This is a genomic window from Ensifer sp. Root142 (assembly GCF_001426785.1).
In the GTDB taxonomy this organism is placed as follows: Bacteria; Pseudomonadota; Alphaproteobacteria; order Rhizobiales; family Rhizobiaceae; genus Ensifer; species Ensifer canadensis.
The window spans coordinates 21,065-45,141 of the sequence record NZ_LMFK01000048.1 but is presented as its reverse complement, the minus strand read 5'-3'; the positions used below and the strand labels follow the sequence as shown (position 1 = coordinate 45,141).

Sequence of the window (24,077 nt, the reverse complement as noted above, 5' to 3'; positions counted from 1 at the left end):
CCGACATTATGTTTATAATAACCGTCATCTTGTCGGCGCGCTCGGAGGCGGAAATCATGCAGGACATCGACGCGATCGACCGGACGATCCTCAGCATCCTGTCGCGGGAGGCGCGCATCCCGATGAAGTCGCTGGCGGGCAGGATCGGGCTTTCCCGAAGTGCGACGACGGAGCGCGTCACCCGCCTGGAAAAGGCGGGCATCATTCGCGGCTACCGCGCCGATATCGGCCAGCTGGAGGAGGGGCAGATCCAGGCCTTCCTGCTCGTCACGCTGCAGCGTACGCCGTCGATCGGCGTGCTTGACCGGCTCGCCGGCTTTTCTTCCGTGCGCAAGGTTTCCTCCGTCAGCGGCCAGCTCGATCTGGTCGTCGAGGTCGAGGTCGGCTCCATCAACGCGCTGAATGAACTGCGCAACGAAGTGGCGACCATGGACAACGTCGAGGATCTGACGACGTCGATCGTGCTCAGGCGGGATATCGAGCGTAGCTGATATTCCCGGGGATATCGAAAGAACCTGAGGCGTATCACCCCTCGCTCAGCATCTCCGCCTCGCCGGAGAAGCGCTCGACCAACGTACGGCGCACGCGGCCGATGTCGCGCAACGGCGGCTCGCCGAAGTGGCGGGCATATTCGCGACTGAATTGCGACTGGCTCTCGTAGCCGACCTGATGGCCGGCATCTCCGGCATCGAGACTTTCTTCCAGCATCAGCCGCCGCGCCTCCTGCAGCCGCAACTGCTTCTGGTACTGCAGCGGGCTCATTGCGGTGATCGCCTTGAAATGGTGGTGCAGCGACGAAACGCTCATCGAGACCCGGCTCGCTAGGTCGTCGATGCGCAGCGGCCGGGAATAGTGCTCCTTCAGCCAGGCGACGGCGCGGCCGACCTGATGCGGCTGGCTTTCGACTGTTGCCATCTGGCGAAGCCGGTGGCCGTGCGGGCCGGTCACCAGGCGATACAGAATTTCCTGCTCGACCAGCGGCAGCAGTGCGGGAATATCGTCGGGCCGGTCGAGTAGCCGCAAGAGCCTGAGTGCTGCATCTTCGAGGTCAGGTGTGATCTTGCTGACCGTCATGCCGCGCGGCGAGGCGGAGGCCGGCATATGCCCCTGCGCCAGAAAGTCGAGCAATGCCGGAATCTTGGCCGTATCGATCTGGAAGGCGAAGCTGAGATAAGGCTCGTCGGCCGAAGCCTTGCAGACCTGCGACAACACCGGCAGGTCGATCGACGTCAGCAGATAATCGGAAGCGCCATAGATCAGCGTCTCGTCGCCGAGTACCACGCGCTTGGCGCCCTGGACGATGATCGCAAGGCTCGGCTTGTAGGCCGCGCAATTGACGGGTGCGTCGCCGGAATGGCGATGAATGCTCAAACCTGGGATTGCGGTCTGGTGGTCGCCGTCCTTCCCGGTGATCCGGGCAATGACGTCGATCATGTCCTGTCTGGCAGTCTGTCGCGTGGCTGTCATATTCTGTGGTCTTTCCAGCGGCTTAGCATTGTGTGCGGCAATGCTCAGATAAGGCTTCGAAGCGCTATTGCCATCATATATTTTTCATTCTTGCAGGATCGGGCAAAAACTTTGCAGGATCGCGATAACGCTTTTGCCGATCGCGAACGCATAGTCCCTGCCTGCGATCTGCCGGTAACGCTCCGGTCATTTCGCATCTCCCAAAATTGAAGGACAGACTGATGGCCATTGCAAGAGGATATGCGGCGACCGACGCGTCGAAACCGCTGACGCCCTTCACCTTCGAACGTCGCGAGCCGCGCGACAACGACGTGGTGATCGACATCAAATATTGCGGCGTCTGCCACTCCGACATTCACCAGGCACGCAACGAATGGGGCAACTCGGCCTTCCCGATGGTCCCCGGCCACGAGATCGTCGGCATCGTCACCGCCGTCGGCTCCAAGGTCACCAAATTCAAGGTGGGTGACCGCGCCGGCGTCGGCTGCTTCGTCGATTCGTGCACCACCTGCGCGACACGCGACGTCGATCTGGAGCATTACATGCCAGGTCTGGTGGTGACCTATAACGGCGTCGAGGCCGACGGCAAGACAGCGACGCAGGGTGGCTACTCCGACAGCATCGTCGTCAAGGAAGGCTATGTCCTGTCGATCCCGGAAAACCTGCCGCTCGACGCGGCGGCACCGCTTTTGTGTGCCGGCATCACGCTCTATTCGCCGCTTCGTCACTGGAAGGCCGGTCCCGGCAAGAAGGTCGCGATCGTCGGCATGGGCGGTCTCGGCCATATGGGCGTCAAGATCGCCCACGCCATGGGCGCGGAGGTGACGGTGCTCAGCCAAAGCCTGTCGAAGAAGGAAGACGGGCTGAAGCTCGGTGCCGACCACTACTTCGCCACCAACGATCCGGAAACCTTCAAGACGCTTCAGGGCCAGTTCGACCTGATCATCTGCACGGTCGCAGCCGAGATCGACTGGAACGCCTATCTCAACCTGTTGAAGGTCGACGGCGATTTCGTGCTGGTCGGTATTCCGGAAAATGCCGTGCCGGTCCATGCCTTCGCGCTGGTTCCGGCCCGCCGCAGCATTTCCGGCTCGATGATCGGTTCGATCAAGGAAACCCAGGAAATGCTCGACTTCTGCGGCGCCCACGACATCGTCTCGGAGATCGAAACGATCAAGATCCAGGAGATCAACGAAGCCTACGAGCGTGTCGTCAAGAGCGACGTCCGCTACCGCTTCGTCATCGACATGGCGTCGCTCGACGCGGCGTAAGCGCGGGTTCAGGGGTGCCGTACTAAAGTGCTTGCCCCGGGATCCCATCGGCTCCCGGGGTCATTCTTATTTGGTCTCAGACGAGCGGCAGTGGCCCGTCGTTCTTGATCTCTTCCATGACAGCATAGGTGCGGGTTTCCTTGACGCCCGGCAGCGTCCACAGCACCTGGCCAAGGAAATTGCGGTAGGCCGCCATGTCCTCGAAGCGGGTCTTGACGAGATAGTCGAAGCCGCCGGCGACCATGTGACATTCGAGAACCGCCGGCGCCTGCTTGATCGCGATCGCGAACTGATCGAACACGTCGGGCGTCGTCTTGTCGAGCATGACCTCGATGAAGACGAGCAGGCCGAAGCCGAGCTTCTGCGGATCGAGACGGGCGCCGAAGCCCGAAACATACCCTTCCTTCAACAGCCGGCGCAGTCTTTCGCTTGTTGCCGTCGGTGACAGGCCGATGCGATCGGCAAGCTCCAGATTGGTGATCCGGCCATCCGCCTGCAGGATGTTGAGAATTCTACGGTCTATCTTGTCGATCTGATGCATCGTGCCGCCTCCCGCTCGCGCCTCAGGCGGCAAGTCGCGTTTCCGCGAGTTTCACCCAATAGGAAATCCCGTGCGGGATCGCTTCGTCGTTGAAGTCATAGCCCGGGTGGTGCAGCCCGGCGGTGTCGCCGTTGCCCATGAAAATGAAGGCCCCCGGGCGGGCGAGCAGCATGTAGGAGAAATCCTCGCCGCCCATCATCGGATCGAGCGACGGCCTGATATTGCCTTCGCCGGCAATTTCCGCCGCTGCCTTCAGCGCGTAGCCCGTCTCGTCCTCATGGTTGACGGTCACCGGATAGTTGCGGCTGTACCAGACATCGACGGTTGCGCCATAGACGTCGGCGATGCCTTCGGCGATCAGCCGGATGCGGGTCTCGCCGATATCGCGCACTTCGGGCTTCAGGGTGCGCACGGTGCCGCCGAGCACCGCCTCCTCCGGGATGACGTTGTGGGCAAAGCCGGCGTTGAATTTGGTGACCGAGACCACGACGGAAGCGAGCGGATCGACCGTTCTCGACGCGATTGTCTGCAATGCAGTGACGATCTGCGTGCCGATGACGATCGGGTCGATCGTCTTGTGCGGCTGGGCCGCATGGCCGCCACGGCCCTTGATGGTGATGGTGAACTCGTCGGTCGAGGCCATGATCGCGCCGACGCGGCTGCCGAAATGCCCGACGGGCATGCCAGGCATATTGTGCATGCCGTAGACTTCGGCGATGTCGAAGCGCTCCATCATGCCGTCCTTGACCATCTCGTTGCCGCCGCCGCCGCCTTCTTCTGCCGGCTGGAAGATGACCGCGACGCTGCCAGCGAAGTTGCGGGTCTCGGCCAGATATTTGGCCGCGCCGAGCAGCATGGCGGTGTGGCCGTCATGGCCGCAGGCGTGCATCTTGCCGGAAGTTTCCGACGCCCAGGACTTGCCTGATGTCTCGGTGATCGGCAGCGCATCCATGTCGGCGCGCAGGCCGATGGTGCGGCCAGCACCGAGATTGCCCTTGATCAGGCCGACGACGCCGGTCCGACCAAGGCCGGTCACGATTTCGTCAACGCCGAACTCCTTCAGTTTCATTTCGACGAAGGCTGCCGTATTTTCCACCGCGAACAGGAGCTCGGGGTTCTTGTGCAGATGACGCCGCCATTCGGTGACTTCGTTTTGCAGTTCGGCGGCGCGGTTGAGAATCGGCATGAGTTGAGTCCTGTCGGTCTGTTCGATCACATCTATCTGCGGTGGATTGGCGCAGCAGCCAACGAATGGGCTTTGCCATCTCCTCGCCATATAGGCTAAATAGCCGGACGAGACGAGGCAACAGCGGAATTTCGAGGACTATGGTGGTGACAGCAGGATTTTTCATGCGAGGCAAGGCAAGAGCAGTGGGTATCGTGGCCGGTGCCTGCGCGAGCCTTCTCATGGCTATGCCGGCGGTTGCCAATCCGCGGCTCGTCGTCGACGTCAATACGTTGAAGGTTTACGAGCATCAGGACATCTTCCAGAAATGGTATCCGGCGTCGCTGACCAAGCTGATGACGGCCTATACCACCTTCCGGGCGATCAAGTCGGGACAGTTGGCGCTGACAAGCCCTGTGGTGATGACCAAGAACGCCGCTTCGGAGCCGCCGAGCAAGATGTTCTACAAGCCCGGCCAGGCGATGACGCTCGACAGCGCGCTGAAGATGATGCTGGTGAAGTCGGCGAACGACGTGGCCGTGGCGATCGCCGAAACCGTTGGCGGTTCCGAGCCCGCCTTCATCGACAGGATGAATTCCGAAGCGCGCCGCATCGGCATGACGTCGTCGCATTTCATCAATGCCAACGGCCTGCCGGGGCCCGGCCAGTACACCACCGCGCGCGACCTTGCCGTGCTGGCGATCACGCTGAAGCGCGAGTTTCCCGAATACGCGTCCTATTTCTCGCTGGAAGGGTTCACCACCGGCAAGAAGGACTATGCGAACTACAACATGCTGATCGGCCGGTTCGAAGGCGCTGACGGCATGAAGACCGGTTTCATCTGCGCGTCCGGTTTCAACCAGGTCTCCTCGGCGACGCGTGATGGCCGCAGCGTCGTTTCCGTCGTGCTTGGCGAAGACAGCCTCGGCGCCCGTGCCGACGAATCCGCGCGCCTGCTGCAGACGGCGCTGACGACATCGGGAACAGCCAAGCCGTCGCTGGTACAGATCGCGCCTTATGGTGAAACGCGCGACCTGGTTGCCGATGTCAGCAAGCAGATCTGCTCGAAAGCGGCAGCCAAGGTGCGCAGCGAAGGGCGTGACGAAGCCGGGCGGCAGAAGCTGCTCTCGCCGTTCATCCACGAGATCGGCCGTCCGCTGAAGCTGGCCTTTGCCGGCCTCATCCCCGGCAGCGGCGACAAGCTGGCCAAGGTGGGCGCCGATCCGGCTGGCCAGGGCGATGTCGCCAATGTGCCGATCCCGGTGCCGCGGCCGAGCCTCTGATCGGAGTTTCCAATGGTTAGCCCACTGCCGGCCGTGCCGGTTTCGATCCTGACCGGTTTTCTCGGTGCGGGCAAAACGACGCTGCTGAACCGGCTTCTGAAGGACCCGGATCTCTCGGATACGGCCGTCATCATCAACGAATTCGGCGATGTCTCCATCGACCACCTGTTGGTGGAAGCCTCAAGCGACGGCGTCATCGAGCTTTCCGACGGCTGCCTGTGCTGCACGGTGCGCGGCGAGCTGGTGGATACGCTTGCCGACCTCATGGACCGGATGCAGACCGGCCGGATCAAGCCGCTGAAGCGCGTCGTCATCGAGACGACCGGACTTGCCGACCCGGCGCCGGTGCTGCAATCGGTGATCGGCAACCCGGTGATTGCCCAGAGTTTTCGTCTCGATGGCGTGGTGACTGTGGTGGATGCGGTCAACGGGCTGCAGACGCTTGCCAACCACGAGGAAGCTCTGAAGCAGGTCGCGGTCGCCGATCGCATCGTCATCAGCAAGGCGGACCTTGCCGACCAGGCACAATTGGACGAGTTACGGTTGCGACTGCGGGCGCTCAATCCGCGCGCGCCGTTCATTGATGGCGACAGTCCCGAAGCAGGGCGGGGCGCGCTCTTTGCCTGCGGCCTTTACGACCCGGCGTCGAAGATCGCCGATGTCGGCCGCTGGCTGCAGGACGAAGCCGATCATGGGCATCATCTCCACGATCAGCATCATCATGACGGCGACCACGGCCACCATCGCGATCATGATCACCACCACCACCACCACCACCACCACCACCACCACCACCACCACCACCATCATCACGATGCGACGCGCCACGGGGCGGACATCCGTTCGTTCAGCATCGTGCATGACAGGCCGATCGAGCCGATGGCGCTCGACATGTTCATCGATCTATTGCGCTCGGCCCATGGCGAGAAGCTGTTGCGGATGAAGGCGATTGTCGCAGTCTCCGACAATCCGGAGCGGCCGTTGGTCCTGCATGGCGTGCAGAATGTCTTTCACACGCCGGAGCGGCTGTCCGTCTGGCCGGATCCGGCTGATCGGCGCACGCGTATGGTGCTGATCACCAAGGGGTTGAGCGAAGCATTCGTGCGCGACCTTTTCGATGCCTTTACGGGCAAGCCACGCATTGATCGTCCCGACGCGCAGGCGCTTTCCGATAATCCTCTCGTGGTGCCTGGAATGAAATTCTAGAATTGTTTGCGTGACGCCGGCCGTCTTTTGCTGCAAATGGCGCGGGAAACGGTTAAAATCTGTAGTACTTTCGGGTGATGTTTCAGCAGGCGCATAAACATTTTTGGGCTAATATTTTGGCTTTACTTCTAACTTGCCGAAACCGCTCTGAGAATGGCGATGTTTGTGCCATGGACGCGTGGATTCACCAATGAACACGCGGTGTCAGATCTATAACTGCCTGTAAAGATTGAAGTCAACGAACCTTTGTCCGGTTTTTCCCATACGGTGCTTGTCGGCCTCTTAAATCAAAAAGGGCGAGTATTTGCGCGGTATTGTCGATGTTTAGTCCGCGGCTTTCGCCACGTCGGACCGATATTTCTGTGCTTGCCAAATTAACTAGAAGTTAGTGTCTTCTTTAAAACACTGATCTGATGAACTAGCATGTTTGTTGCGGAGGGAGAGCAACGACCATGTCGATATCAGTTGCATTTGTTGACGACCATCCGATCCTCCTGGAAGGACTGGTCAGCTTATATTCTGGAAAAAGTGACCTCGAGATCGTCGCGAAGGGCGAAAACGCGGTCGATGCTTTGAAAATAGTTGAAGAATTTTCACCTGAAGTTCTCGTGCTCGATTTGAGCATGCCCGGCGATGCCATTGCGGCTATCGAGCTGGTTACGCAAAAATACAAAGACACGCGGATCATCGTCTTCACCGCAAATTCAAGCATTGAAACCGCGATACAAGTCCTGAACTACGGGGTCTCTGGCTATGTGCTGAAGGGCAGCAGCGCCAGCGACCTGCACGAGGCCATACGCACGGTCTATGACGGTGAAACGTTCATCACGGCGGGGTTCGCGACCAAGGTCATCATGGCCATGAAGACAGCGGAAATCCGTCGGCGATCCCAGGCACAACGACGCCTGAGCCTGCGCGAAGAGCAGATCGTTCGCCATCTCATGCGTGGCAGCACCAACCGCGAAATAGCGGCCTGCCTCGATATCAGCGAAAAGACCGTCAAGCATTACATGACGGTGTTGATGCAGAAACTCGACGTCAGGAACCGTGTGGAAGTGGTGCTGGCGGCGCAGCGCCTGGATGTGTTGCCGGACGGCTCTGCCGAACGCAGCGCATCACGGCGCATCAACTAGCGCATGTCGCGCAAAGCGGTTTTGCGGTGACGACATGCTCTAGTGACGATCGAACGAGCCGCCGCTGTGATCGAGTGGCAGAACCGCTGTTACCACCGTTCCGCTCGCCCGGCGGATGGTACGCATGCGACCGCCAAATGCGCGAATGCGGCGCTTCTGCGTGATGGTGCCGAGCCCTGTGCGGCCGGTGCTGCGCACGGACACAGTCGTCGATGGTGCGGTGCCCACATCGGCCACGGTGATGAAGAGGCGGTTATGGCGCGTGCCGTAGCGCAGGTGCTGGCGGTTGCCCGGCGCATGTCGCTCGCTGTTCATCAGGGCTTCCTGGATGAAACGATAGACGCAGATGTTGAGGTGTGGATCGACCGTCTGCGAGGCGATCAGTCCGACAACATCGATCTCGCGGCCGATGACATCCACGTGCCGCCTTACCGCAAGCTGGATCGTGTCGCTGAGCGACATGTCGTCGAGCTCCGGCAGCACGAGATCGGTCGAAATGTTCCTCAGCTCCTCAAGTGCCGTCGTAACCGTACTGACCAGCTTGTCGATATCCTGCCGCCTTACCGGATCCGCTGACTGGCCGCCGATCGGTTGCGTGGCCATATCGCTCAGCCTCAGCTTCAGCAAGGTCAACAGCTGGACCGGACCATCGTGCAGATCCGTACCGATCTGGTCGAGGATCATCTCATTGAGCTTGCCGGCCTCGAGCCGCGCCGTTTCCGCAGCCCCACGCAGCCGTCGGTTCTGGTTGGAGAGTTCCAGCGCGCGTCGCAGGCTGTGGCGGATGGCGGCGTGTTGGCGATCGATGAGCAGGCTGCCGCTACGAACGATCAGGAAGAGGAGCGCCAGCATCGGGACCGAGACGAGAAGCACGATGCTGATCGTCTCCCGCCAGGCCGTCGACAGTTCGCCCACCAGGAAATCGGGGCGCTCGTAGAATTCACCGACCAACAGCACCTTGCCGGCTTCGTTTCGCACGAGCGGGGCGTAGACCTCGATGTACATGCCGCGCTGCTCGTCACCGGTGTATTCGTGTTTCTCGATCATCGTACGCGAAACGACGATCTCGCCCGCCAAGGCGCGCTGTAGCTCTTCGAAGACAACCTCCTCGTCGATCTCCTTGCCCGAAGTCGAATACATCAGGCTTCCGTCTGGCCCCCAGATCTTCAGCTCGTGGACATGCTGGCCGAGCGCGCTGGTGCCCAGCAGCTGCTTGAGTTTGTCTTCGACGAATGGCGGCAGCACGCCGCGTTTGATGTCCTCCTCGGAGATCAGCGGCGCAACAAATGTCTGGAGATAGGCAGCGCCGAGCGAGCCGACGCTATTGAAGACGGTCTTTTCCAGACGGTTCGTCGTCCAGACCGCGAGTGCGATCATCAACGCCACAACGACGAAGGAGGCAATGATGATGAACTGCACCTCAAGCCGCAGTCGCTGGAATGTCGACAGCAGGTTTCTCAAGGTTGCTGCCTGGCGCAGGTTCAGCAGGAAGGTTTGCTTGGCGGTTTCTGTGTCGTTCCCAACGGAGTCCATGAAATTTGCCCGATCACCTGCTAGTGTTTTTATGTTCCCTGTTCTTTAAAAATGCGACCGCCAATTCCGGCATCACAGGCAAAAAACGCGATAAATCGGATTTCGCACGCTGGTTGTCAGTTTGGCAGACATTCACTCTGTACGATCCTGCAAAATCTAGCGGCGACTAAGGTCCGACTCTAGGGGACCTTAGTCGGTGGTCGAACGGGCCTTTGGTCGCGAAAATCACACGACGTTATTCGTCGCGCTGACGACGGCTTCGCTGCGCGTCCAATTCTTCCACCATGGTCTCACCTGATCACCGGGGGTGGCGATAGCACCGTTCCGCTCGAGAATGACGATCCGTTGCTCATAGGGGTGGCTGGCCAGTTCGCAACCGCGGACGATATTCCGATCCATTTTGCGCTTCATCGCCCTCATCCGCTCCACTGAGGACCGCGACGACGATTGCCCTATCAACACGGCCACGCCTTTCGTCAAGGAAACCCGACCCACGGGCGCATGCGTCGCATCAGGTCTGCCAGCGCGAACGCATTACACAAGGGACGCGGTGCGGACGGTTCAAGACCAAGGACGCTGCTGTTTGGCTTCAAGCGCCCTTGCGGATCAGAAAGCGATAACCGCCGTCGGCCGGCGAGGCCGCTTCGAGGCTGTGGCCGTCTTCCCGGCAGAAATGCGGGATATCGATCACCGCCATCGGATCGGTCGTCTCGATCTCGAGCAGCGCGCCTGCAGCCATGGAGGCGATGCGTTTGCGCGCCTTCAAAACGGGAAGGGGGCACTTAAGCCCCCTGAGGTCGTAAATCGTCTTCTCTTCGCCAGGCATCAATTGCCCCAGATCTTCCAGAACGGCCGCTTCTTCGGTGGCTGCTCCACGGCAACAGGCGCTTCGGCTGCAGGCTCGACGGCGCCTTCGGCATTTGCCGATGCCACGGCGGTCGTCTCGGGCTGAACCTTTTGCTGGGCTCCAGCCGACCGTGTCTGCTTTGCCGCTGTGCCTGCCGGTTGTGTCTGCGGCTGAACGGCAGCCTGTTGCTCCGGAGCTTCGGCGACGGGTGCCGGTGCCTGTTCTGCGGGTTCGCTCCTGGAGAACAGGCTCCAGAAGGATTTCTTGGCCGGCTGCTCGACGGCTGCCTGCAGCACGGGCTGGGGGATCGGGTTGGCGGCCGGAACCGGCACATGGGTGCCACCCTGTGTCGCCTTTTCCAGTTCCTTCTTCTGGATCTCGACAGCCAGCTTGGTTTCTTCGGCTTCCTTCTGCGCGGCTAGCTTCTTTTCGAGGTCGCTTGCCTTCATCAGCTTGCCGGCATCGATCGAATTGCCGGTCGGCGCGTAGGCAAGCTCGCGGCCGGTGCGCTGCTTGGCGACGATCGCCTTGCGCTCGGCCTCGCTCGGCTCATACCAGACCATGCCGTCATACTTCTTCATGGCCTTGTCGTAGTCGAGCTTATAGCCCTTTTCGAAAGTCGACATGGCCATCTGCAAGGCAGGTGGGGTCGACATCGCCGGGCACGTGCCGCCCGGGTTGAAGGCGGCGCTGCCCTGCTGGTTGAAGACGTATTTCTTCTCGCAGACATTGATTTCCGGAGGACGCTTGGTGACTTCGAACTGATCGTAGCCGACCTTCAACATGTTCCAGAAATCGATGTTGGGATTGTTGCGATGACGCGCCATGTTCTCGGCGGTCATGCGGAAAGGAAATGCCTGCAGCTGGACGCTCTGCTGTCCGCCCTTGAAGGCGTCGCGCGCCATGGCGAAAATCTCGATCATCTGCTCGTCGGTCATCGAGTAGCAGCCGGACGACGAACAGGCGCCGTGGATCATCAGATGCGTACCCTGACGGCCGTTGGCGCGGTCATAGGTGTTGGGGTAGCCGGTGTTGATCGCCAGATAGTATTTCGAGTTGGGATTCAGCTGCTGCGGGAACAGCGGATAGAAGCCCTCCGGCGCCTGACGGTCGCCTTCTTTCACCTTCGGACCAAGTTTGCCCGACCAGGCGCAAATCTTGTAGCTCTTCAAGAGCTGGAAGCGGTTGGACGTGTTGGCCTTCCAGACTTCGAGCGTGCCTTCTTCCTTGAAGATGCGCAGCGCGATCGGGGATGTCTTCTGCATCCCGAGCTCGCTCATCTTGGCGCTCATCTTGCTCGAGAGCTGATATTCGGTCTTGTTCTTGACAGTCGAAAGATCGACCGTCGCCGTATCCAGGGCATCGTTGGTGCAGCCGGCAAGCAGCGCGGCGACAGCGGCGGTGGCTACAAGGTTTCTCAAGCGCATCGGCGAAAGCCCGTTCAAACCAAAATTCGTCAGTGAGAGCCGCGTTCGCAGAAGGGCCCTTAGGGAATCAGTAAGCCATTATACTTCACGAATTCTTAACCCTGCAGGGCACGCTGCGCACGCCGTTGTTCATGACCGTACGAATATGGCCAAGATTTGGCCACAGTCCGATTTGTGGTTGCGAATTTTCGGCGAACAATCGCGTCGGATCAGAGGTTCCGGCCGATATTCAGGTACTTCTGTCGGCGATCGGTGCGCAATTCGTCGCCGTTGCGTCCGGACAATTCCTTCAGAGCGTCGGCAATCACCGTTCCGGTGCGGGCGATCACCGATTGCGGATCGCGGTGCGCGCCACCGACAGGCTCGGGAATGATGCCGTCGATCACGCCGAGCGCCTTCAGGTCCTCTGAGGTGATCTTCATGTTGCTGGCGGCTTCCTTGGCGCGGGTCGAATCGCGCCAGAGGATCGAGGCTGCGCCTTCCGGCGAGATGACGCTGTAGATCGCATGCTCGAGCATATAGACGCGGTTGCCGGTGGCGATCGCGATTGCGCCGCCGGAGCCGCCTTCGCCGATGACGACGGTGACGATCGGCACGCGCACGTTCAGGCACATTTCCGTCGAGCGGGCGATGGCTTCCGCCTGGCCGCGTTCTTCCGCGCCGACGCCGGGATAGGCACCGGCGGTGTCGATCAGCGTGATCAGCGGCAGGCCGAAGCGGTCGGCCATTTCCATGACCCGGATCGCCTTGCGGTAGCCTTCAGGGCGCGGGCTGCCGAAGTTGTGCTTGATGCGCGACTTGGTATCGCTGCCTTTTTCCTGACCGAGGACGGCGACAGGCATGCCGCGAAAACGCGCAAGCCCGGCCTGGATGGCCTCGTCATTGCCATAGTTGCGGTCGCCGGCAAGCGACGTGAACTCGGTGAACAGTTCCGAGGCGTAATCGAGGAAATGCGGACGCGAGGGGTGGCGGGCGACCTGGGTCTTCTGCCACGGCGTCAGCTTCGAATAGATCTCGGCCATCGCATCGCGGACCCGTGTCTCGAGCCGTTCGACCTCATCCGAAGTGTTCACACTCTCGTCTTCGCCAGCGAGCTTCTTCAGTTCGAGAATCTTGCCTTCGAGGTCGGAGATAGGTTTTTCGAAATCGAGATAGTTGTGCATGAGATGCGTTTCCGATCGTTTTGCCACAAGGATCTGCCGGCCGAAACCAGCCTGCCCGGCGGTCCTAATCCTGTTTTTTCGCCTGTTTGGCAAGAGGGTGATGGTTTTGCACGAGGTCGTGCAGCCGTTCTTCCAGAACATGTGTATAGATTTGTGTCGTCGAAATGTCCGAGTGACCCAACAGTTCCTGGACGGCACGAAGGTCGGCGCCGTTGGCAAGCAGGTGGCTGGCGAAGGCATGACGCAGCACATGCGGCGAGATCGTCGCCACGCGGATGCCGGCACGCGCCGCCAGTGATTTCAGGTCGCGGGCAAAGACCTGGCGGGGGAGAAAACCTGCCTTTGCCGTTGACGGAAACAGCCACGGGCTTTCGCGCTCGCCCCTGTCGGCTTTTGCCGTTTCTTCTTCGAGGGCTGCCCCATAAAGACGCATCGCGCGGATCGCGGCCTGGGAGAGCGGCACCAGCCGCTCCTTGTTGCCCTTGCCACGGACGACGAGAAAGCGCCCGTTCTGGGCGAGCACGCTTGCGGGCAGCGACACCAGTTCGCTGACACGCATGCCGGTGGCATAAAGAAGCTCCATCAAAGCGTGCATGCGCAGCTTGGAAAGCCGCTCCGGTCCGCCTGCCGTCGCCTCGGCTTCGGTCTCGGCCCGGCCGATCAGTCGTGACACGTCGTCGATGCTCAGCGTCTTCGGCAGGCTTCTACCCTTTTTGGGCGCATCGAGTATGCCTGTCGGGTCGTCGGTGCGCAGGCCTTCTGCATAGAGGAATTTGTAGAACTGCCTGAGCGCCGACAGCCTGCGCGCCTGCGAGGACGGCTTGAAGCCTTGGCCCGCCAGATGGGCGAGATAATGCCGGAGATCGTCGGTCGCCGCACTCGTCAGCCCCGTTCCGCGGCCGCGCATGTGGGACAAGGCGTCTTCCAGATCGCGCTCGTAGGATTGCAGCGTATTGACGGCGGCGCCGCGTTCGGCGCTCATCATTTCGAGGAAGGCCTCGACGTGTGCCGCGGAAAGATCGCTCATTGTGTCTTGTTGACCCGTTCGGATGGGATCTTCACGGTCACGTTGCGCTCGACCGGCTCGACGAAGGTGACGAGCGCGATCATCGTGCCGTAGATCAGCCCGGCGATGACGCCGCAGAAGAACAGGAACCGGAAGAGGGTGGGCATTTCAGTTTCCTCCGCAGGATCCCTTAAACCGGAACGAATTTAAGGATAAAATCATGCAGCCGTTGAATGTGCTGGGGCAACCGTGTGCGCGCTGGACCGGACGCGCCGCACTTTGGTAGATGCCCGATCTATATGAACGCCCCTTTCGCCAAGTTCAAGAAGCATGCACGGACGCGCGCGACGGCTTGACGCTCCACCCCGATTTGTCGATACCGGAAGGGAATGGGGAATAAGAAGTCCAATGAACGACGTGATCGAACCGGTTTCCGCGACGCTTGCCGAACGGGCGAAGCTTGCGCTCGGTAAACGCAATCTCGTTTTCATCGGCCTGATGGGCGCCGGAAAATCCGCGATCGGCCGGTTGGCGGCGCAGGCGCTCGGCATTCCCTTCGTCGATTCCGACCACGAGATCGAGCGCGTCTCGCGCATGACGATCAGCGATCTCTTTGCCCGCTACGGCGAGGACGAATTTCGGGCGCTGGAAGCACGTGTGTTGAAACGCCTGCTGCGCACCGGCCCCCGTGTCGTTTCCACCGGCGGCGGCGCCTATATCAACGAGCGATCGCGCCGCCAGATCAAGCGCGGCGGCTTGACGATCTGGCTCAATGCCGAATTGGACGTGCTCTGGGAGCGGGTCAACAAGCGCGACACACGTCCTCTGTTGAAGACCGAGAACCCCAAGCAGACGCTCGAAAACCTGATGCGCGCCCGCTACCCGATCTACGCCGAAGCCGATCTGACGGTGATGTCGCGCGATGTGAGCAAGGAGACGATGGTGGAGGACGTTCTCACCGCCGTCATAGATTTCCGGAAAGTGCCAAATGATGAATAGCCATGTGATGCCTGCTGCCGAGCGCAAGGTTCGCGTCGATCTCGGTGATCGTTCCTATGACATTCTGATCGGTCCGGGGCTGATCGCTGCTGCCGGCAACGAGATCGCCTCGCGCCTCAAGGGGCGCAAGGTGGCCGTCATCACCGACGAAAACGTCGGTCCGCGCTATCTCGAACCGCTGATGGCGAGCCTGAAGCAGAGAGACATCGAAGCCGTGTCGCTGGTGTTGCCGGCGGGCGAAAAGACCAAGAGTTTCGAGCATCTCATTCCCGCCTGCGAAGCCATACTCGGTGCACGGATCGAGCGCAACGACGCGGTGATCGCGCTTGGCGGCGGTGTCATCGGCGACCTGACCGGCTTTGCGGCCGGTATCGTGCGTCGCGGCTCGCGCTTCATCCAGATCCCGACATCGCTGCTGGCGCAGGTCGATTCCTCGGTCGGCGGCAAGACCGGTATCAATTCGCCGCACGGCAAGAACCTGATCGGCGTTTTCCACCAGCCGGATCTGGTGCTTGCCGACACGGATGTGCTCGACACGCTGAGCCCGCGCGAATTCCGCGCCGGCTATGCCGAGGTTGCGAAATACGGGCTGATCGACAAGCCGGACTTCTTCGCCTGGCTGGAGAAAAACTGGCAGGCGGTGTTTTCCGGCGGGGCTGCGCGCATCGAGGCAATCGCAGTGAGCTGCCAGGCCAAGGCCGATGTCGTGGCGGCGGACGAGCGCGAGAACGGTTTGCGTGCACTGCTCAACCTCGGCCACACCTTCGGCCACGCGCTGGAAGCCGCCACCGAATACGACAGCGCCCGCCTGGTGCATGGCGAGGGCGTGGCGATCGGCATGGTGCTGGCGCATCAATTCTCGACGCGCATGAACCTTGCGAGCGCCGATGATGCGAGCCGGGTCGAAACGCACTTGAGAGCCGTCGGCCTGCCGACGCGCATGACCGAAATCCCCGGTAGCCTGCCGCCGGCTGAAAAGCTGATGGACGCGATTGCCCAGGACAAGAAGGTCAAGGGCGGCAAGCTCACCTTCATCCTGACCCGGGGCATCGGCCAGTCCTTCGTCGCCGACGATGTGCCGGCCTCCGAGGTCCTGAGCTTCCTGAGGGAAAAGCACCCGCAATGACCGGCGAAGCATTCCTGGCATTTCTCGGCGAATACTGGCTGTCGATTGCCGCGGTCTTCTGCCTGCTATTGTTTTCCGCTTTCTTTTCGGGCTCCGAAACGGCTCTGACTGCGGCTTCGCGCTCGCGCATGCATTCGCTTGAGAACAATGGCGACGAGCGGGCGGGTATCGTCAATCGCCTGATCGAGCGCCGCGATCGGCTGATCGGCGCGCTTTTGATCGGCAACAACCTCGTCAACATTCTCGCCTCGTCCTTGACGACGAGCCTGTTGATCGGCCTGCTCGGCAATTCGGGCGTGGCGATCGCCACGGTCGTCATGACCGTGCTGTTGGTAATTTTTTCCGAAGTGCTGCCGAAGAGTTGGGCGATTGCGTCGCCGGATCGCTTTGCACTTGCCGTCGCGCCGCTGGTTCGCCCCTTCGTCGCCGTGGCCGGGCCGCTGTCGAGCCTTGTCAACGGCATCGTGCGGCGCATCCTGTTTCTCTTCGGCGTCAACCTTTCGTCCGACATGTCGATGCTTTCGGCGCATGACGAGCTGCGCGGCGCAGTCGACCTGCTGCACCGCGAAGGCTCGGTCATCAAGGCCGACCGGGATCGGCTCGGCGGCGTGCTCGATCTCGGGGAACTCGAGATTTCCGACATCATGATCCACCGCACCAATATGCGGGCGATCAACGCCGACGATCCGCCTGAAATCTGCGTGCGCGATATCCTGCAGAGCCCGTTCACGCGCCTGCCGCTGTGGCGGAGCTCCACCGACAACATCATCGGGGTGGTGCATTCGAAAGATTTGCTGCGCGCGCTTGCCGAGCCGGATGTCGAGCCGGAAAACCTCGACATCGTCAAGATCGCGCAGAAACCCTGGTTCGTCCCCGACACGACCAACCTCAAGGACCAGCTCAACGCCTTCCTGCGCCGCAAGCTGCATCTTGCTATCGTCGTCGACGAATACGGTCAGGTTCAGGGACTGGTGACGCTGGAGGATATTCTGGAGGAGATCGTCGGTGATATCGCCGACGAGCACGATCTCGATATCCAGGGTGTTCGCCAGGAGGCAGACGGGTCCATCGTGGTCGACGGCTCGGTGCCGATCCGTGACCTCAACCGTGCGCTCGACTGGTCACTGCCGGATGAGGAAGCGACGACGGTCGCCGGTTTGGTGATCCACGAGTCGAAAAGCATCCCGGAGGAGCGCCAGGCCTTCACCTTCCATGGCAAGCGCTTCATCGTGATGAAGCGGGTGAAGAACCGGATCACGAAACTCAGGATCCGCCCGGCCGAGGACCAGACGCCGATCGGCTGATGCCTACCAGCGCGTCGGCTCACCGGGGGCTGCAGGCTCGACGGCCAGCGCGTGCAGGCCGGCGTCGAGTTCGGGCTTCAACAGGTCGTTGATGGCGCGATGGCGCGCCACTCGGCTCATGCCGGCAAAGGCGTCGGCAACGATGCGGACCCGCATGTGGGTTTCGCCGCCGCCGTCGAAATCAGGATGATGACCCGCATGCAGGTGGCTCTCGTTGATCACGGCCAGCCGTTCGGGGTGGAAGGCTTCGGTCAATTTCTGTTCGATCGTGTCCCGCAGCGACATTCTTCCGTCCCATTTCCTTGGTTGCTGGATGCCCTTATGTTGGTCGGGTCCGGCAGCGCGGCCTAGGCGGCGCAAAATGCCCGCACAAAGCCAGCAACATTCCGCTTTGTCAATTCTTGTTGTGGCCCCGGCCAACCCCCATAATGAGCGCCATGAGACTCGATTCAAAATACTTCGATCGCATTCGGACACGGCGCAAGGTCGAGCCGCGCGCAGAGCCGGCCGCCCCCACCTGTCAGTGGGACGGCTGCGACAAGAAGGGCGTTCATCGCGCACCCGTCGGCCGCAACGCCGAGGGGCAGTATTTCATGTTCTGCTTCGAGCATGTGAAGGAATACAACAAGGGCTACAACTACTTCTCCGGTCTGTCCGACAGCGAAGTCGCGCGCTATCAGAAGGAAGCGGTGACCGGGCATCGTCCGACTTGGACGGTCGGCGTCAACAAGAATGCCAAGAATAGTCCGACCCAATCGCAGACCCGTTCGGGCTCTGCCGGGGCGCAGGCGCGCATGCGCGATCCCTTCGGGTTCGTCAGTGAGGCAAAAGCGCGCGCCGGCCGTCCTGAGCCGCGCCAGCGCAAGCTGAAGACGCTCGAAGCCAAGGCCTATGAAACGCTCGGCCTTAGCGCTTCGGCGACAGCCAGCGATATCAAGGCGGCCTACAAGGATCTGGTCAAGAAACACCACCCTGATGCCAATGGCGGGGACAGGGGATCGGAGGAGCGTTTTCGCGCAGTAATTCAAGCCTACCAATTGTTAAAACAGGCTGGTTTCTGCTAACAACGCGGATTATTACAGAAGCACTTTTGCAGGCGAATGCGCGGGTGCCGTCCGGTGGCCGCTCTGGAGACATGATGAGCAAGATTGACCTCGACATTTCCAACCTCCCCGACACAACCGTCTCGGTTCGGGACGTTTTCGGCATTGACACGGATTTGCGCGTTCCCGCCTACTCGAAGGCCGACGCCTACGTGCCGGATCTCGATCCGGACTACCTCTTCGACCGCGAAACCACGCTCGCCATTCTCGCAGGCTTTGCCCATAACCGACGCGTGATGGTCTCGGGTTATCACGGAACCGGTAAGTCCACCCACATCGAGCAGGTCGCAGCGCGCCTCAACTGGCCGTGCGTGCGCGTCAACCTCGACAGCCATGTCAGCCGTATCGACCTCGTCGGCAAGGACGCGATCGTCGTCAAGGACGGCCTGCAGGTCACCGAGTTCAAGGACGGCATCCTTCCCTGGGCCTACCAGCACAACGTCGCGCTCGTCTTCGACGAATACGATGCCGGCCGCCCGGACGTGATGTTCGTCATTCAGCGCGTGCTGGAATCCTCCGGCCGCCTGACGCTGCTCGACCAGAGCCGCGTCATTCGTCCGCACCCGGCATTCCGCCTGTTTGCAACCGCCAACACGGTCGGTCTCGGCGATACCACCGGCCTCTACCATGGCACGCAGCAGATCAACCAGGCGCAGATGGACCGTTGGTCGATCGTGACGACGCTCAACTACCTGCCGCATGACAAGGAAGTCGATATCGTCGCCGCCAAGGTCAAGGGCTTTACCGCCGACAAGGGCCGCGAGACGGTATCGAAGATGGTGCGCGTTGCCGATCTTACCCGCGCCGCCTTCATCAATGGCGACCTGTCGACGGTCATGAGCCCGCGTACGGTCATCACCTGGGCCGAGAACGCCTATATCTTCGGCGATATCGCCTTTGCCTTCCGCGTGACCTTCCTCAACAAGTGCGACGAGCTGGAGCGGGCGCTTGTCGCCGAGCATTATCAGCGCGCTTTCGGCATCGAGCTGAAGGAAAGCGCTGCCAACATCGTGCTTGAAGCCACCGCCTGATCCATCGTCCGTCTTTCCCCGGGAAAGGCGGACTTGTGACCCTGTGGCAAACTCGATGATGCCCCACCAGGCATCATCGCATCTGGCTGAAGAAGGAACTGTCGTGAGCTCGAACTCCAAGGCAAAGCCGACCACGCGCGAAAATGCAGCCGAACCGTTCAAGCGGGCGCTTTCCGGCTGCATCCGATCGATCGCGGGCGATGCCGAGGTCGAGGTGGCTTTTGCCAACGAGCGACCGGGCATAACAGGCGAACGCATCCGTCTGCCCGAAATCTCCAAGCGGCCGACGCGGCAGGAACTTGCCGTGACGCGCGGTCTCGGCGACAGCATGGCGCTGCGCAAGGCCTGTCATGACGCACGCGTCCACGCGACGATGTCGCCGCAGGGCGCCGACGCGCGGGTGATCTTCGATGCCGTCGAGCAAGCGCGTGTCGAGGCGATCGGCTCGCTGCGCATGGAAGGCGTTGCCAAGAACCTGAGCTCGATGCTCGAAGAGAAATATTCCAAGGCCAATTTCGGCGCGATCAGCAAGCAGGCCGATGCACCGCTCGGCGAGGCTGTTGCTTTGCTGGTGCGCGAGAAGCTGACCGGCGAGAAGCCGCCGGCATCCGCCGGTAAGGTGCTCGATCTCTGGCGCGACTTCATCGAGGAGAAGGCTGCCGGCGACATCAAGAATCTGTCGTCGACGCTCAACGACCAGCAGGCTTTCGCCCGCGTCGTGCGCGATATGCTGACATCGATGGATGTTGCCGAGAAATACGGCGACGACGACATCGAGCCGGACGAGCAGGAAAGCGAGACCGACGAGGATCAGCCGCGCAGCCAGGAGCAGGACGAAAACGCCAGCGACGAGGAAGCCGGCGACGATGCGGCCCCTGCCGACGAAAACCAGGCTGCTGAAGAGCAGATGGAAGAAGGCGAGATGGACGGCGCGGAGATCTCCGACGACGACCTGCAGGACGAGGGTGACGAGGACAGCGAGACGCCCGGCGAGGTCAAGCGCCCGAACCAGCCGTTTGCCGACTTCAACGAGAAAGTCGACTACACCGTCTTCACCCGCGAGTTCGACGAGACCATCGCCTCGGAAGAGCTCTGCGACGAGGCGGAACTCGACCGGCTGCGCGCGTTCCTCGACAAGCAGCTCTCGCACCTTCAAGGTGCCGTCGGGCGGCTTGCAAACCGGCTACAGCGCCGCCTGATGGCGCAGCAGAACCGCTCTTGGGAGTTCGACCTGGAAGAGGGCTATCTCGACACTGCGCGCCTGCAGCGCATCGTCATCGATCCGATGCAGCCGCTGTCGTTCAAGCGCGAGAAGGATACCAATTTCCGCGATACGGTCGTGACCCTCCTGATCGACAATTCCGGCTCCATGCGCGGCCGGCCGATCACGGTTGCCGCGACCTGCGCCGACATCCTTGCGCGCACGCTGGAGCGCTGCGGCGTCAAGGTCGAGATCCTTGGCTTTACCACCAAGGCGTGGAAGGGCGGGCAATCGCGTGAGAAGTGGCTGGCCGGTGGCAAGCCACAATCGCCGGGCCGCCTCAACGATCTGCGCCATATCATCTACAAGTCGGCCGATGCGCCGTGGCGGCGTGCACGCCGCAATCTCGGCCTGATGATGCGCGAGGGCTTGCTCAAGGAAAACATCGACGGCGAGGCGCTGATCTGGGCGCATGAGCGCCTGATGGCGCGGCGCGAGCAGCGCCGCATCCTGATGATGATTTCCGATGGCGCGCCGGTCGACGACTCGACGCTGTCGGTCAATCCGGGCAACTATCTCGAACGGCACCTGCGTGCCGTGATCGAGCAGATCGAGACGCGCTCGCCGGTCGAGCTTTTGGCAATCGGCATCGGTCACGACGTAACGCGCTATTATCGCCGCGCCGTGACCATCGTCGATGCGGATGAACTGGCCGGCGCGATGACCGAGCAGCTCGCCGATCTGTTCGAAGACGAAAGCATGCGCCGCCGTCCGGGGCGCATGCGCCGCGCTAGCTAATCTTTCGCGAAACCGGGGCGACCGTCTGTCGCCCCGTTCATCCCCTAGGCCGCTGCCGCGGTTGCCATCTCCTCCCCGCCTATTCTGCCCGCCCGAAGGAACTCCCCCAGATGCTTGGCCGCGGTCTCCTCGTTCTTTCCCTGTTGGCCTCGACCGGCGTGGCTTTGGCCGCCGGCGGCAGCGAGACGCTGCCCATTCGCAGCCGGCAGATAGACCCATTCAAGGTCGGCTCCAACCAGACGCGGTTCGGTCAGCTGGAATTCATCGGCGGCCTGGAGATGACGTCTTCCAATGCGCTGTTCGGCGCCGTATCCGCGATCCGATTCCGGCCGGATGGCACCTCCTTCGTCGCCGTCATGGATACGGGGCATTGGCTCGAAGGGGCGGTGATCCGTGATGCGAACGGCAGGCTTTCCGGTCTCACGGACCTGACGGCAACACCGATGGCGGACAGGAGCGGCGCGGTCGGGCTGGAGAAATGGAAGGTGGATTCCGAAGGTCTGGCACTGCGCGAGGGCGAGGTGATCGTCAGCTACGAGCAGGCCCACCGCATCGATATCTACCCGGATCCGGGTTTCTCGACTTCGGGGCCGGTCGGCAGCATGCCGCTGCCATTTCCAACAACCGAGCTGCGCAACAATGGCGGGCTTGAGACCGTGGCGATTTCGCCGAAGGATGGCCCGCTCGGCGGCGCTGCCGTCACCGTGTCCGAGCGCAGCGTCGACAAGGCGGACAATCTTCTGGCAGGCATTCTCGATGGCCCGATGAAGGGCGCCTTTGCCGTTACCCGTACCGATCCCTACGCCGTTACCGACGGCGCTTTCCTGCCCGATGGCGACCTTCTGCTGCTGGAACGTCGGTTCAACTTCGCCTCCGGTCTCGGCATGCGCATCCGCCGCATTCCGGGAGCCAGCATTCGGCCTGGCGCCGTGGTCGACGGCGACGTCATTCTCGAAGCCGACATGGGCTATCAGATCGACAACATGGAGGGCCTCGACGTGGTCGCTGGCGCCAGTGGCGATGTCCGCGTCATCGTCATCTCCGATGACAACCACTCGATCCTCGAGCGCAATCTGATGCTGGAATTCCGCCTGATCAAATGAAAACGGGGCCATTCGGCCCCGTCATCAATCACTTGTTCTGCTGCTGCATGTTTCCTGAAATCGTATTCGATTTAAGGATCAAAACATGCAGCAATTCAAAGTGCTACAGCGACCTTTGCGCGTCTATAAGACGCGCTGCGCTGTAGTATCAGGCTGTCGCCTTGCCTGATGGCATCGGCTTGATCACGCTCATCAGCGCGCCGTAGGGCAAAAGCATGATGATGCCGCAGAGGATCTTCACCGTCAGGTCGCCGAGCGCCCAGGAGATCCAGCGCGGAGCCTCGGTCGCAAGGATGCCGAGCAGCGGTGCTGTCTCCAGCGCAAAGCTGTCATTCGGCCCAAAGAACACGAAGAACGGCGCAAAGGCGAAGGAGAAGAACATGGCCGTGTCGAGCGCCGAGCCGATCAGCGAGCCTGCCAGCGGCGCATGCCACCAGCTCTGGCGGCGGAGCTTGTTGAACACGGAGATATCAAGCAGCTGGCCGAACAGGAAGGCGGAGCCGGAAGCGATGGCGATGCGCGGCGTCGCTGCGAAGAAGGACAGAACGATCGCCACGAGGAAGCCGACAACGACGACACGACGCGCAATGCGCGGGCCGAAATGGCGGTTGGTCAGGTCGGTGACGAGGAACGCGAAGGGATAGCTGAAGGCACCCCAGGTCAGGAGGTCGCCGAGCTGCATGCCGGCGATCGAGCCCGGCAGCGGATACTGAACGAGGAAGTTTGAGGCCACGACCACCAAGGTCATGAACGCGACATAGATGAAGAACGTGCGGTTGATCAGCATTTTTTTATCCTGGGAGATGCCACCAGTTGAGCGGAAGCCAGGCTTGAACGCCGGGCCGATGAAAATCTGCAAATTAAACACGAGAAAAAGGCTTGCCGGATAAACCCGCAAGCCTTTTTAAAGTCGTGTCGAAGACAGACGCTGGCGCTGATTAAGCGGCAGCGGCTTCAGCGTTCTTCTTGACGATCTGACGGCGCAGCAGGCGAGCGCGCATGCTCAGCTCGTTCTCGTCGGCCTTCACGAGGAAAGCGTCAAGACCACCGCGGTGTTCAACCGAGCGGAGAGCCGCTGCGGAAACGCGCAGGCGGAAGCGCTGGCCGAGAGCATCGGAAATCAGCGTGACGTTGCACAGGTTCGGAAGGAACTTGCGCTTGGTCTTGTTGTTGGCGTGGCTGACATTGTTGCCCGACTGGACGCCCTTGCCGGTCAATTCGCAACTACGGGACATGGTACACCTATTCTCTTTATCGCCGCCGGACGATGCGGTAGCGGGCCCAGAGCCCAGGCCGCGTTCCTGTTGGCCATTATTGGAAAGTTGCGGTTCTATAGTCAGAGACAGCCCGCCCGTCAAGCCAAACCTCTT

Annotated in this window: 25 protein-coding genes; 12 read left to right on the top strand and 13 right to left on the bottom strand. The window is 61.2% G+C overall.

Annotated features, from left to right (window positions below; genetic code table 11):
• Positions 1 to 8: 8 nt before the first annotated feature.
• Positions 9 to 491, top strand: a complete 483-nt coding sequence (locus ASD52_RS33830) for an Lrp/AsnC family transcriptional regulator (RefSeq protein WP_051509126.1) — start codon at positions 9 to 11, stop codon at positions 489 to 491.
• Positions 492 to 525: 34 nt separating this feature from the next.
• Here ASD52_RS33830 and ASD52_RS33825 read toward each other — a convergent pair whose 3' ends face one another.
• Positions 526 to 1,467: an AraC family transcriptional regulator gene (locus tag ASD52_RS33825; RefSeq protein WP_025424676.1), complete on the bottom strand. Its 942-nt coding sequence runs from the start codon at positions 1,465 to 1,467 to the stop codon at positions 526 to 528.
• A gap of 221 nt (positions 1,468 to 1,688) precedes the next feature.
• Here ASD52_RS33825 and ASD52_RS33820 point away from each other — a divergent pair, with 221 nt between their 5' ends.
• A complete protein-coding gene (locus ASD52_RS33820) occupies positions 1,689 to 2,738 on the top strand; it encodes an NAD(P)-dependent alcohol dehydrogenase (RefSeq protein WP_057226551.1) in 1,050 nt (349 codons plus the stop codon).
• 76 nt (positions 2,739 to 2,814) lie between these two features.
• On the opposite strand, the gene ASD52_RS33815 is transcribed toward ASD52_RS33820, so the two are convergent.
• Both ASD52_RS33815 and ASD52_RS33810 read right to left on the bottom strand, forming a co-directional pair.
• On the bottom strand, positions 2,815 to 3,279 hold the full coding sequence (locus ASD52_RS33815) for an Lrp/AsnC ligand binding domain-containing protein (RefSeq protein ID WP_025424674.1): 465 nt from the start codon (positions 3,277 to 3,279) through the stop codon (positions 2,815 to 2,817).
• A gap of 22 nt (positions 3,280 to 3,301) precedes the next feature.
• Positions 3,302 to 4,465, bottom strand: coding sequence for a M20 aminoacylase family protein (locus ASD52_RS33810; protein ID WP_025424673.1), 1,164 nt, complete (start codon positions 4,463 to 4,465; stop codon positions 3,302 to 3,304).
• A gap of 191 nt (positions 4,466 to 4,656) precedes the next feature.
• Here ASD52_RS33810 and ASD52_RS33805 point away from each other — a divergent pair, with 191 nt between their 5' ends.
• The 3 genes from ASD52_RS33805 (at position 4,657) to ASD52_RS33795 (ending at position 8,066) form a co-directional block, all read left to right on the top strand.
• Positions 4,657 to 5,727, top strand: a complete 1,071-nt coding sequence (locus ASD52_RS33805) for a D-alanyl-D-alanine carboxypeptidase family protein (RefSeq protein WP_025424672.1) — start codon at positions 4,657 to 4,659, stop codon at positions 5,725 to 5,727.
• A 12-nt stretch (positions 5,728 to 5,739) separates the two neighbouring features.
• On the top strand, positions 5,740 to 6,933 hold the full coding sequence (locus tag ASD52_RS33800) for a GTP-binding protein (RefSeq protein ID WP_057226549.1): 1,194 nt from the start codon (positions 5,740 to 5,742) through the stop codon (positions 6,931 to 6,933).
• 452 nt (positions 6,934 to 7,385) lie between these two features.
• Positions 7,386 to 8,066, top strand: a complete 681-nt coding sequence (locus ASD52_RS33795) for a response regulator transcription factor (RefSeq protein WP_025424670.1) — start codon at positions 7,386 to 7,388, stop codon at positions 8,064 to 8,066.
• A gap of 39 nt (positions 8,067 to 8,105) precedes the next feature.
• Here the strand turns inward: ASD52_RS33795 and ASD52_RS33790 are convergent, their stop codons facing one another.
• The 7 genes from ASD52_RS33790 to ASD52_RS39505 all read right to left on the bottom strand — a co-directional run bounded on the left by ASD52_RS33790 (position 8,106) and on the right by ASD52_RS39505 (position 14,209).
• Positions 8,106 to 9,599, bottom strand: a complete 1,494-nt coding sequence (locus ASD52_RS33790; protein ID WP_025424669.1) for a histidine kinase — start codon at positions 9,597 to 9,599, stop codon at positions 8,106 to 8,108.
• Positions 9,600 to 9,824: 225 nt separating this feature from the next.
• Positions 9,825 to 10,010, bottom strand: a complete 186-nt coding sequence (locus ASD52_RS33785; RefSeq protein ID WP_025424668.1) for a hypothetical protein — start codon at positions 10,008 to 10,010, stop codon at positions 9,825 to 9,827.
• Positions 10,011 to 10,188: 178 nt separating this feature from the next.
• The gene (locus ASD52_RS33780) at positions 10,189 to 10,425 is read right to left on the bottom strand and encodes a sulfurtransferase TusA family protein (protein ID WP_025424667.1); all 237 of its coding nucleotides are present in this window, start codon (positions 10,423 to 10,425) and stop codon (positions 10,189 to 10,191) included.
• Positions 10,425 to 11,873 carry a murein L,D-transpeptidase family protein gene (locus tag ASD52_RS33775; protein WP_025424666.1) on the bottom strand — a complete coding sequence of 483 codons (1,449 nt, stop codon included), beginning with the start codon at positions 11,871 to 11,873 and terminating at the stop codon, positions 10,425 to 10,427. Before ASD52_RS33775 ends, ASD52_RS33780 begins: the two co-directional genes overlap by 1 nt.
• 209 nt (positions 11,874 to 12,082) lie before the next feature.
• A complete protein-coding gene (locus ASD52_RS33770; protein WP_025424665.1) occupies positions 12,083 to 13,036 on the bottom strand; it encodes an acetyl-CoA carboxylase carboxyltransferase subunit alpha in 954 nt (317 codons plus the stop codon).
• A 64-nt stretch (positions 13,037 to 13,100) separates the two neighbouring features.
• A complete protein-coding gene (gene xerD, locus ASD52_RS33765) occupies positions 13,101 to 14,063 on the bottom strand; it encodes a site-specific tyrosine recombinase XerD (RefSeq protein ID WP_025424664.1) in 963 nt (320 codons plus the stop codon).
• A complete protein-coding gene (locus ASD52_RS39505; RefSeq protein ID WP_025424663.1) occupies positions 14,060 to 14,209 on the bottom strand; it encodes a hypothetical protein in 150 nt (49 codons plus the stop codon). Before ASD52_RS39505 ends, xerD begins: the two co-directional genes overlap by 4 nt.
• A gap of 241 nt (positions 14,210 to 14,450) precedes the next feature.
• Here ASD52_RS39505 and ASD52_RS33760 point away from each other — a divergent pair, with 241 nt between their 5' ends.
• From ASD52_RS33760 to ASD52_RS33750, 3 genes are read left to right on the top strand one after another with little or no spacing between them, the layout of a single operon-like run.
• Positions 14,451 to 15,041 carry a shikimate kinase gene (locus ASD52_RS33760; protein ID WP_025424662.1) on the top strand — a complete coding sequence of 197 codons (591 nt, stop codon included), beginning with the start codon at positions 14,451 to 14,453 and terminating at the stop codon, positions 15,039 to 15,041.
• Positions 15,034 to 16,167, top strand: a complete 1,134-nt coding sequence (aroB, locus tag ASD52_RS33755) for a 3-dehydroquinate synthase (protein WP_025424661.1) — start codon at positions 15,034 to 15,036, stop codon at positions 16,165 to 16,167. Before ASD52_RS33760 ends, aroB begins: the two co-directional genes overlap by 8 nt.
• On the top strand, positions 16,164 to 17,471 hold the full coding sequence (locus tag ASD52_RS33750) for an HlyC/CorC family transporter (protein ID WP_025424660.1): 1,308 nt from the start codon (positions 16,164 to 16,166) through the stop codon (positions 17,469 to 17,471). The genes aroB and ASD52_RS33750 overlap by 4 nt, the downstream gene beginning before the upstream one ends.
• Positions 17,472 to 17,474: 3 nt before the next feature.
• On the opposite strand, the gene ASD52_RS33745 is transcribed toward ASD52_RS33750, so the two are convergent.
• Complete coding sequence (locus ASD52_RS33745; RefSeq protein ID WP_057217890.1) at positions 17,475 to 17,756, bottom strand: BolA family transcriptional regulator; 282 nt, start codon at positions 17,754 to 17,756, stop codon at positions 17,475 to 17,477.
• A gap of 143 nt (positions 17,757 to 17,899) precedes the next feature.
• Between ASD52_RS33745 and ASD52_RS33740 the strand changes: the two genes are divergently transcribed.
• The 4 genes from ASD52_RS33740 to ASD52_RS33725 all read left to right on the top strand — a co-directional run bounded on the left by ASD52_RS33740 (position 17,900) and on the right by ASD52_RS33725 (position 22,707).
• The gene (locus ASD52_RS33740) at positions 17,900 to 18,535 is read left to right on the top strand and encodes a J domain-containing protein (RefSeq protein ID WP_025424658.1); all 636 of its coding nucleotides are present in this window, start codon (positions 17,900 to 17,902) and stop codon (positions 18,533 to 18,535) included.
• A 74-nt stretch (positions 18,536 to 18,609) separates the two neighbouring features.
• Positions 18,610 to 19,605 (top strand): cobaltochelatase subunit CobS, encoded by a 996-nt coding sequence (cobS, locus tag ASD52_RS33735; protein ID WP_025424657.1) that lies wholly within the window; start codon positions 18,610 to 18,612, stop codon positions 19,603 to 19,605.
• 103 nt (positions 19,606 to 19,708) lie between these two features.
• The gene (gene cobT, locus ASD52_RS33730) at positions 19,709 to 21,604 is read left to right on the top strand and encodes a cobaltochelatase subunit CobT (protein WP_025424656.1); all 1,896 of its coding nucleotides are present in this window, start codon (positions 19,709 to 19,711) and stop codon (positions 21,602 to 21,604) included.
• A gap of 110 nt (positions 21,605 to 21,714) precedes the next feature.
• The gene (locus ASD52_RS33725) at positions 21,715 to 22,707 is read left to right on the top strand and encodes an esterase-like activity of phytase family protein (RefSeq protein WP_025424655.1); all 993 of its coding nucleotides are present in this window, start codon (positions 21,715 to 21,717) and stop codon (positions 22,705 to 22,707) included.
• A 148-nt stretch (positions 22,708 to 22,855) separates the two neighbouring features.
• Here the strand turns inward: ASD52_RS33725 and ASD52_RS33720 are convergent, their stop codons facing one another.
• Complete coding sequence (locus ASD52_RS33720) at positions 22,856 to 23,494, bottom strand: queuosine precursor transporter (RefSeq protein WP_025424654.1); 639 nt, start codon at positions 23,492 to 23,494, stop codon at positions 22,856 to 22,858.
• Positions 23,495 to 23,645: 151 nt separating this feature from the next.
• Positions 23,646 to 23,942: a 50S ribosomal protein L28 gene (rpmB, locus tag ASD52_RS33715; protein ID WP_025424653.1), complete on the bottom strand. Its 297-nt coding sequence runs from the start codon at positions 23,940 to 23,942 to the stop codon at positions 23,646 to 23,648.
• Positions 23,943 to 24,077 lie beyond the last annotated feature (135 nt).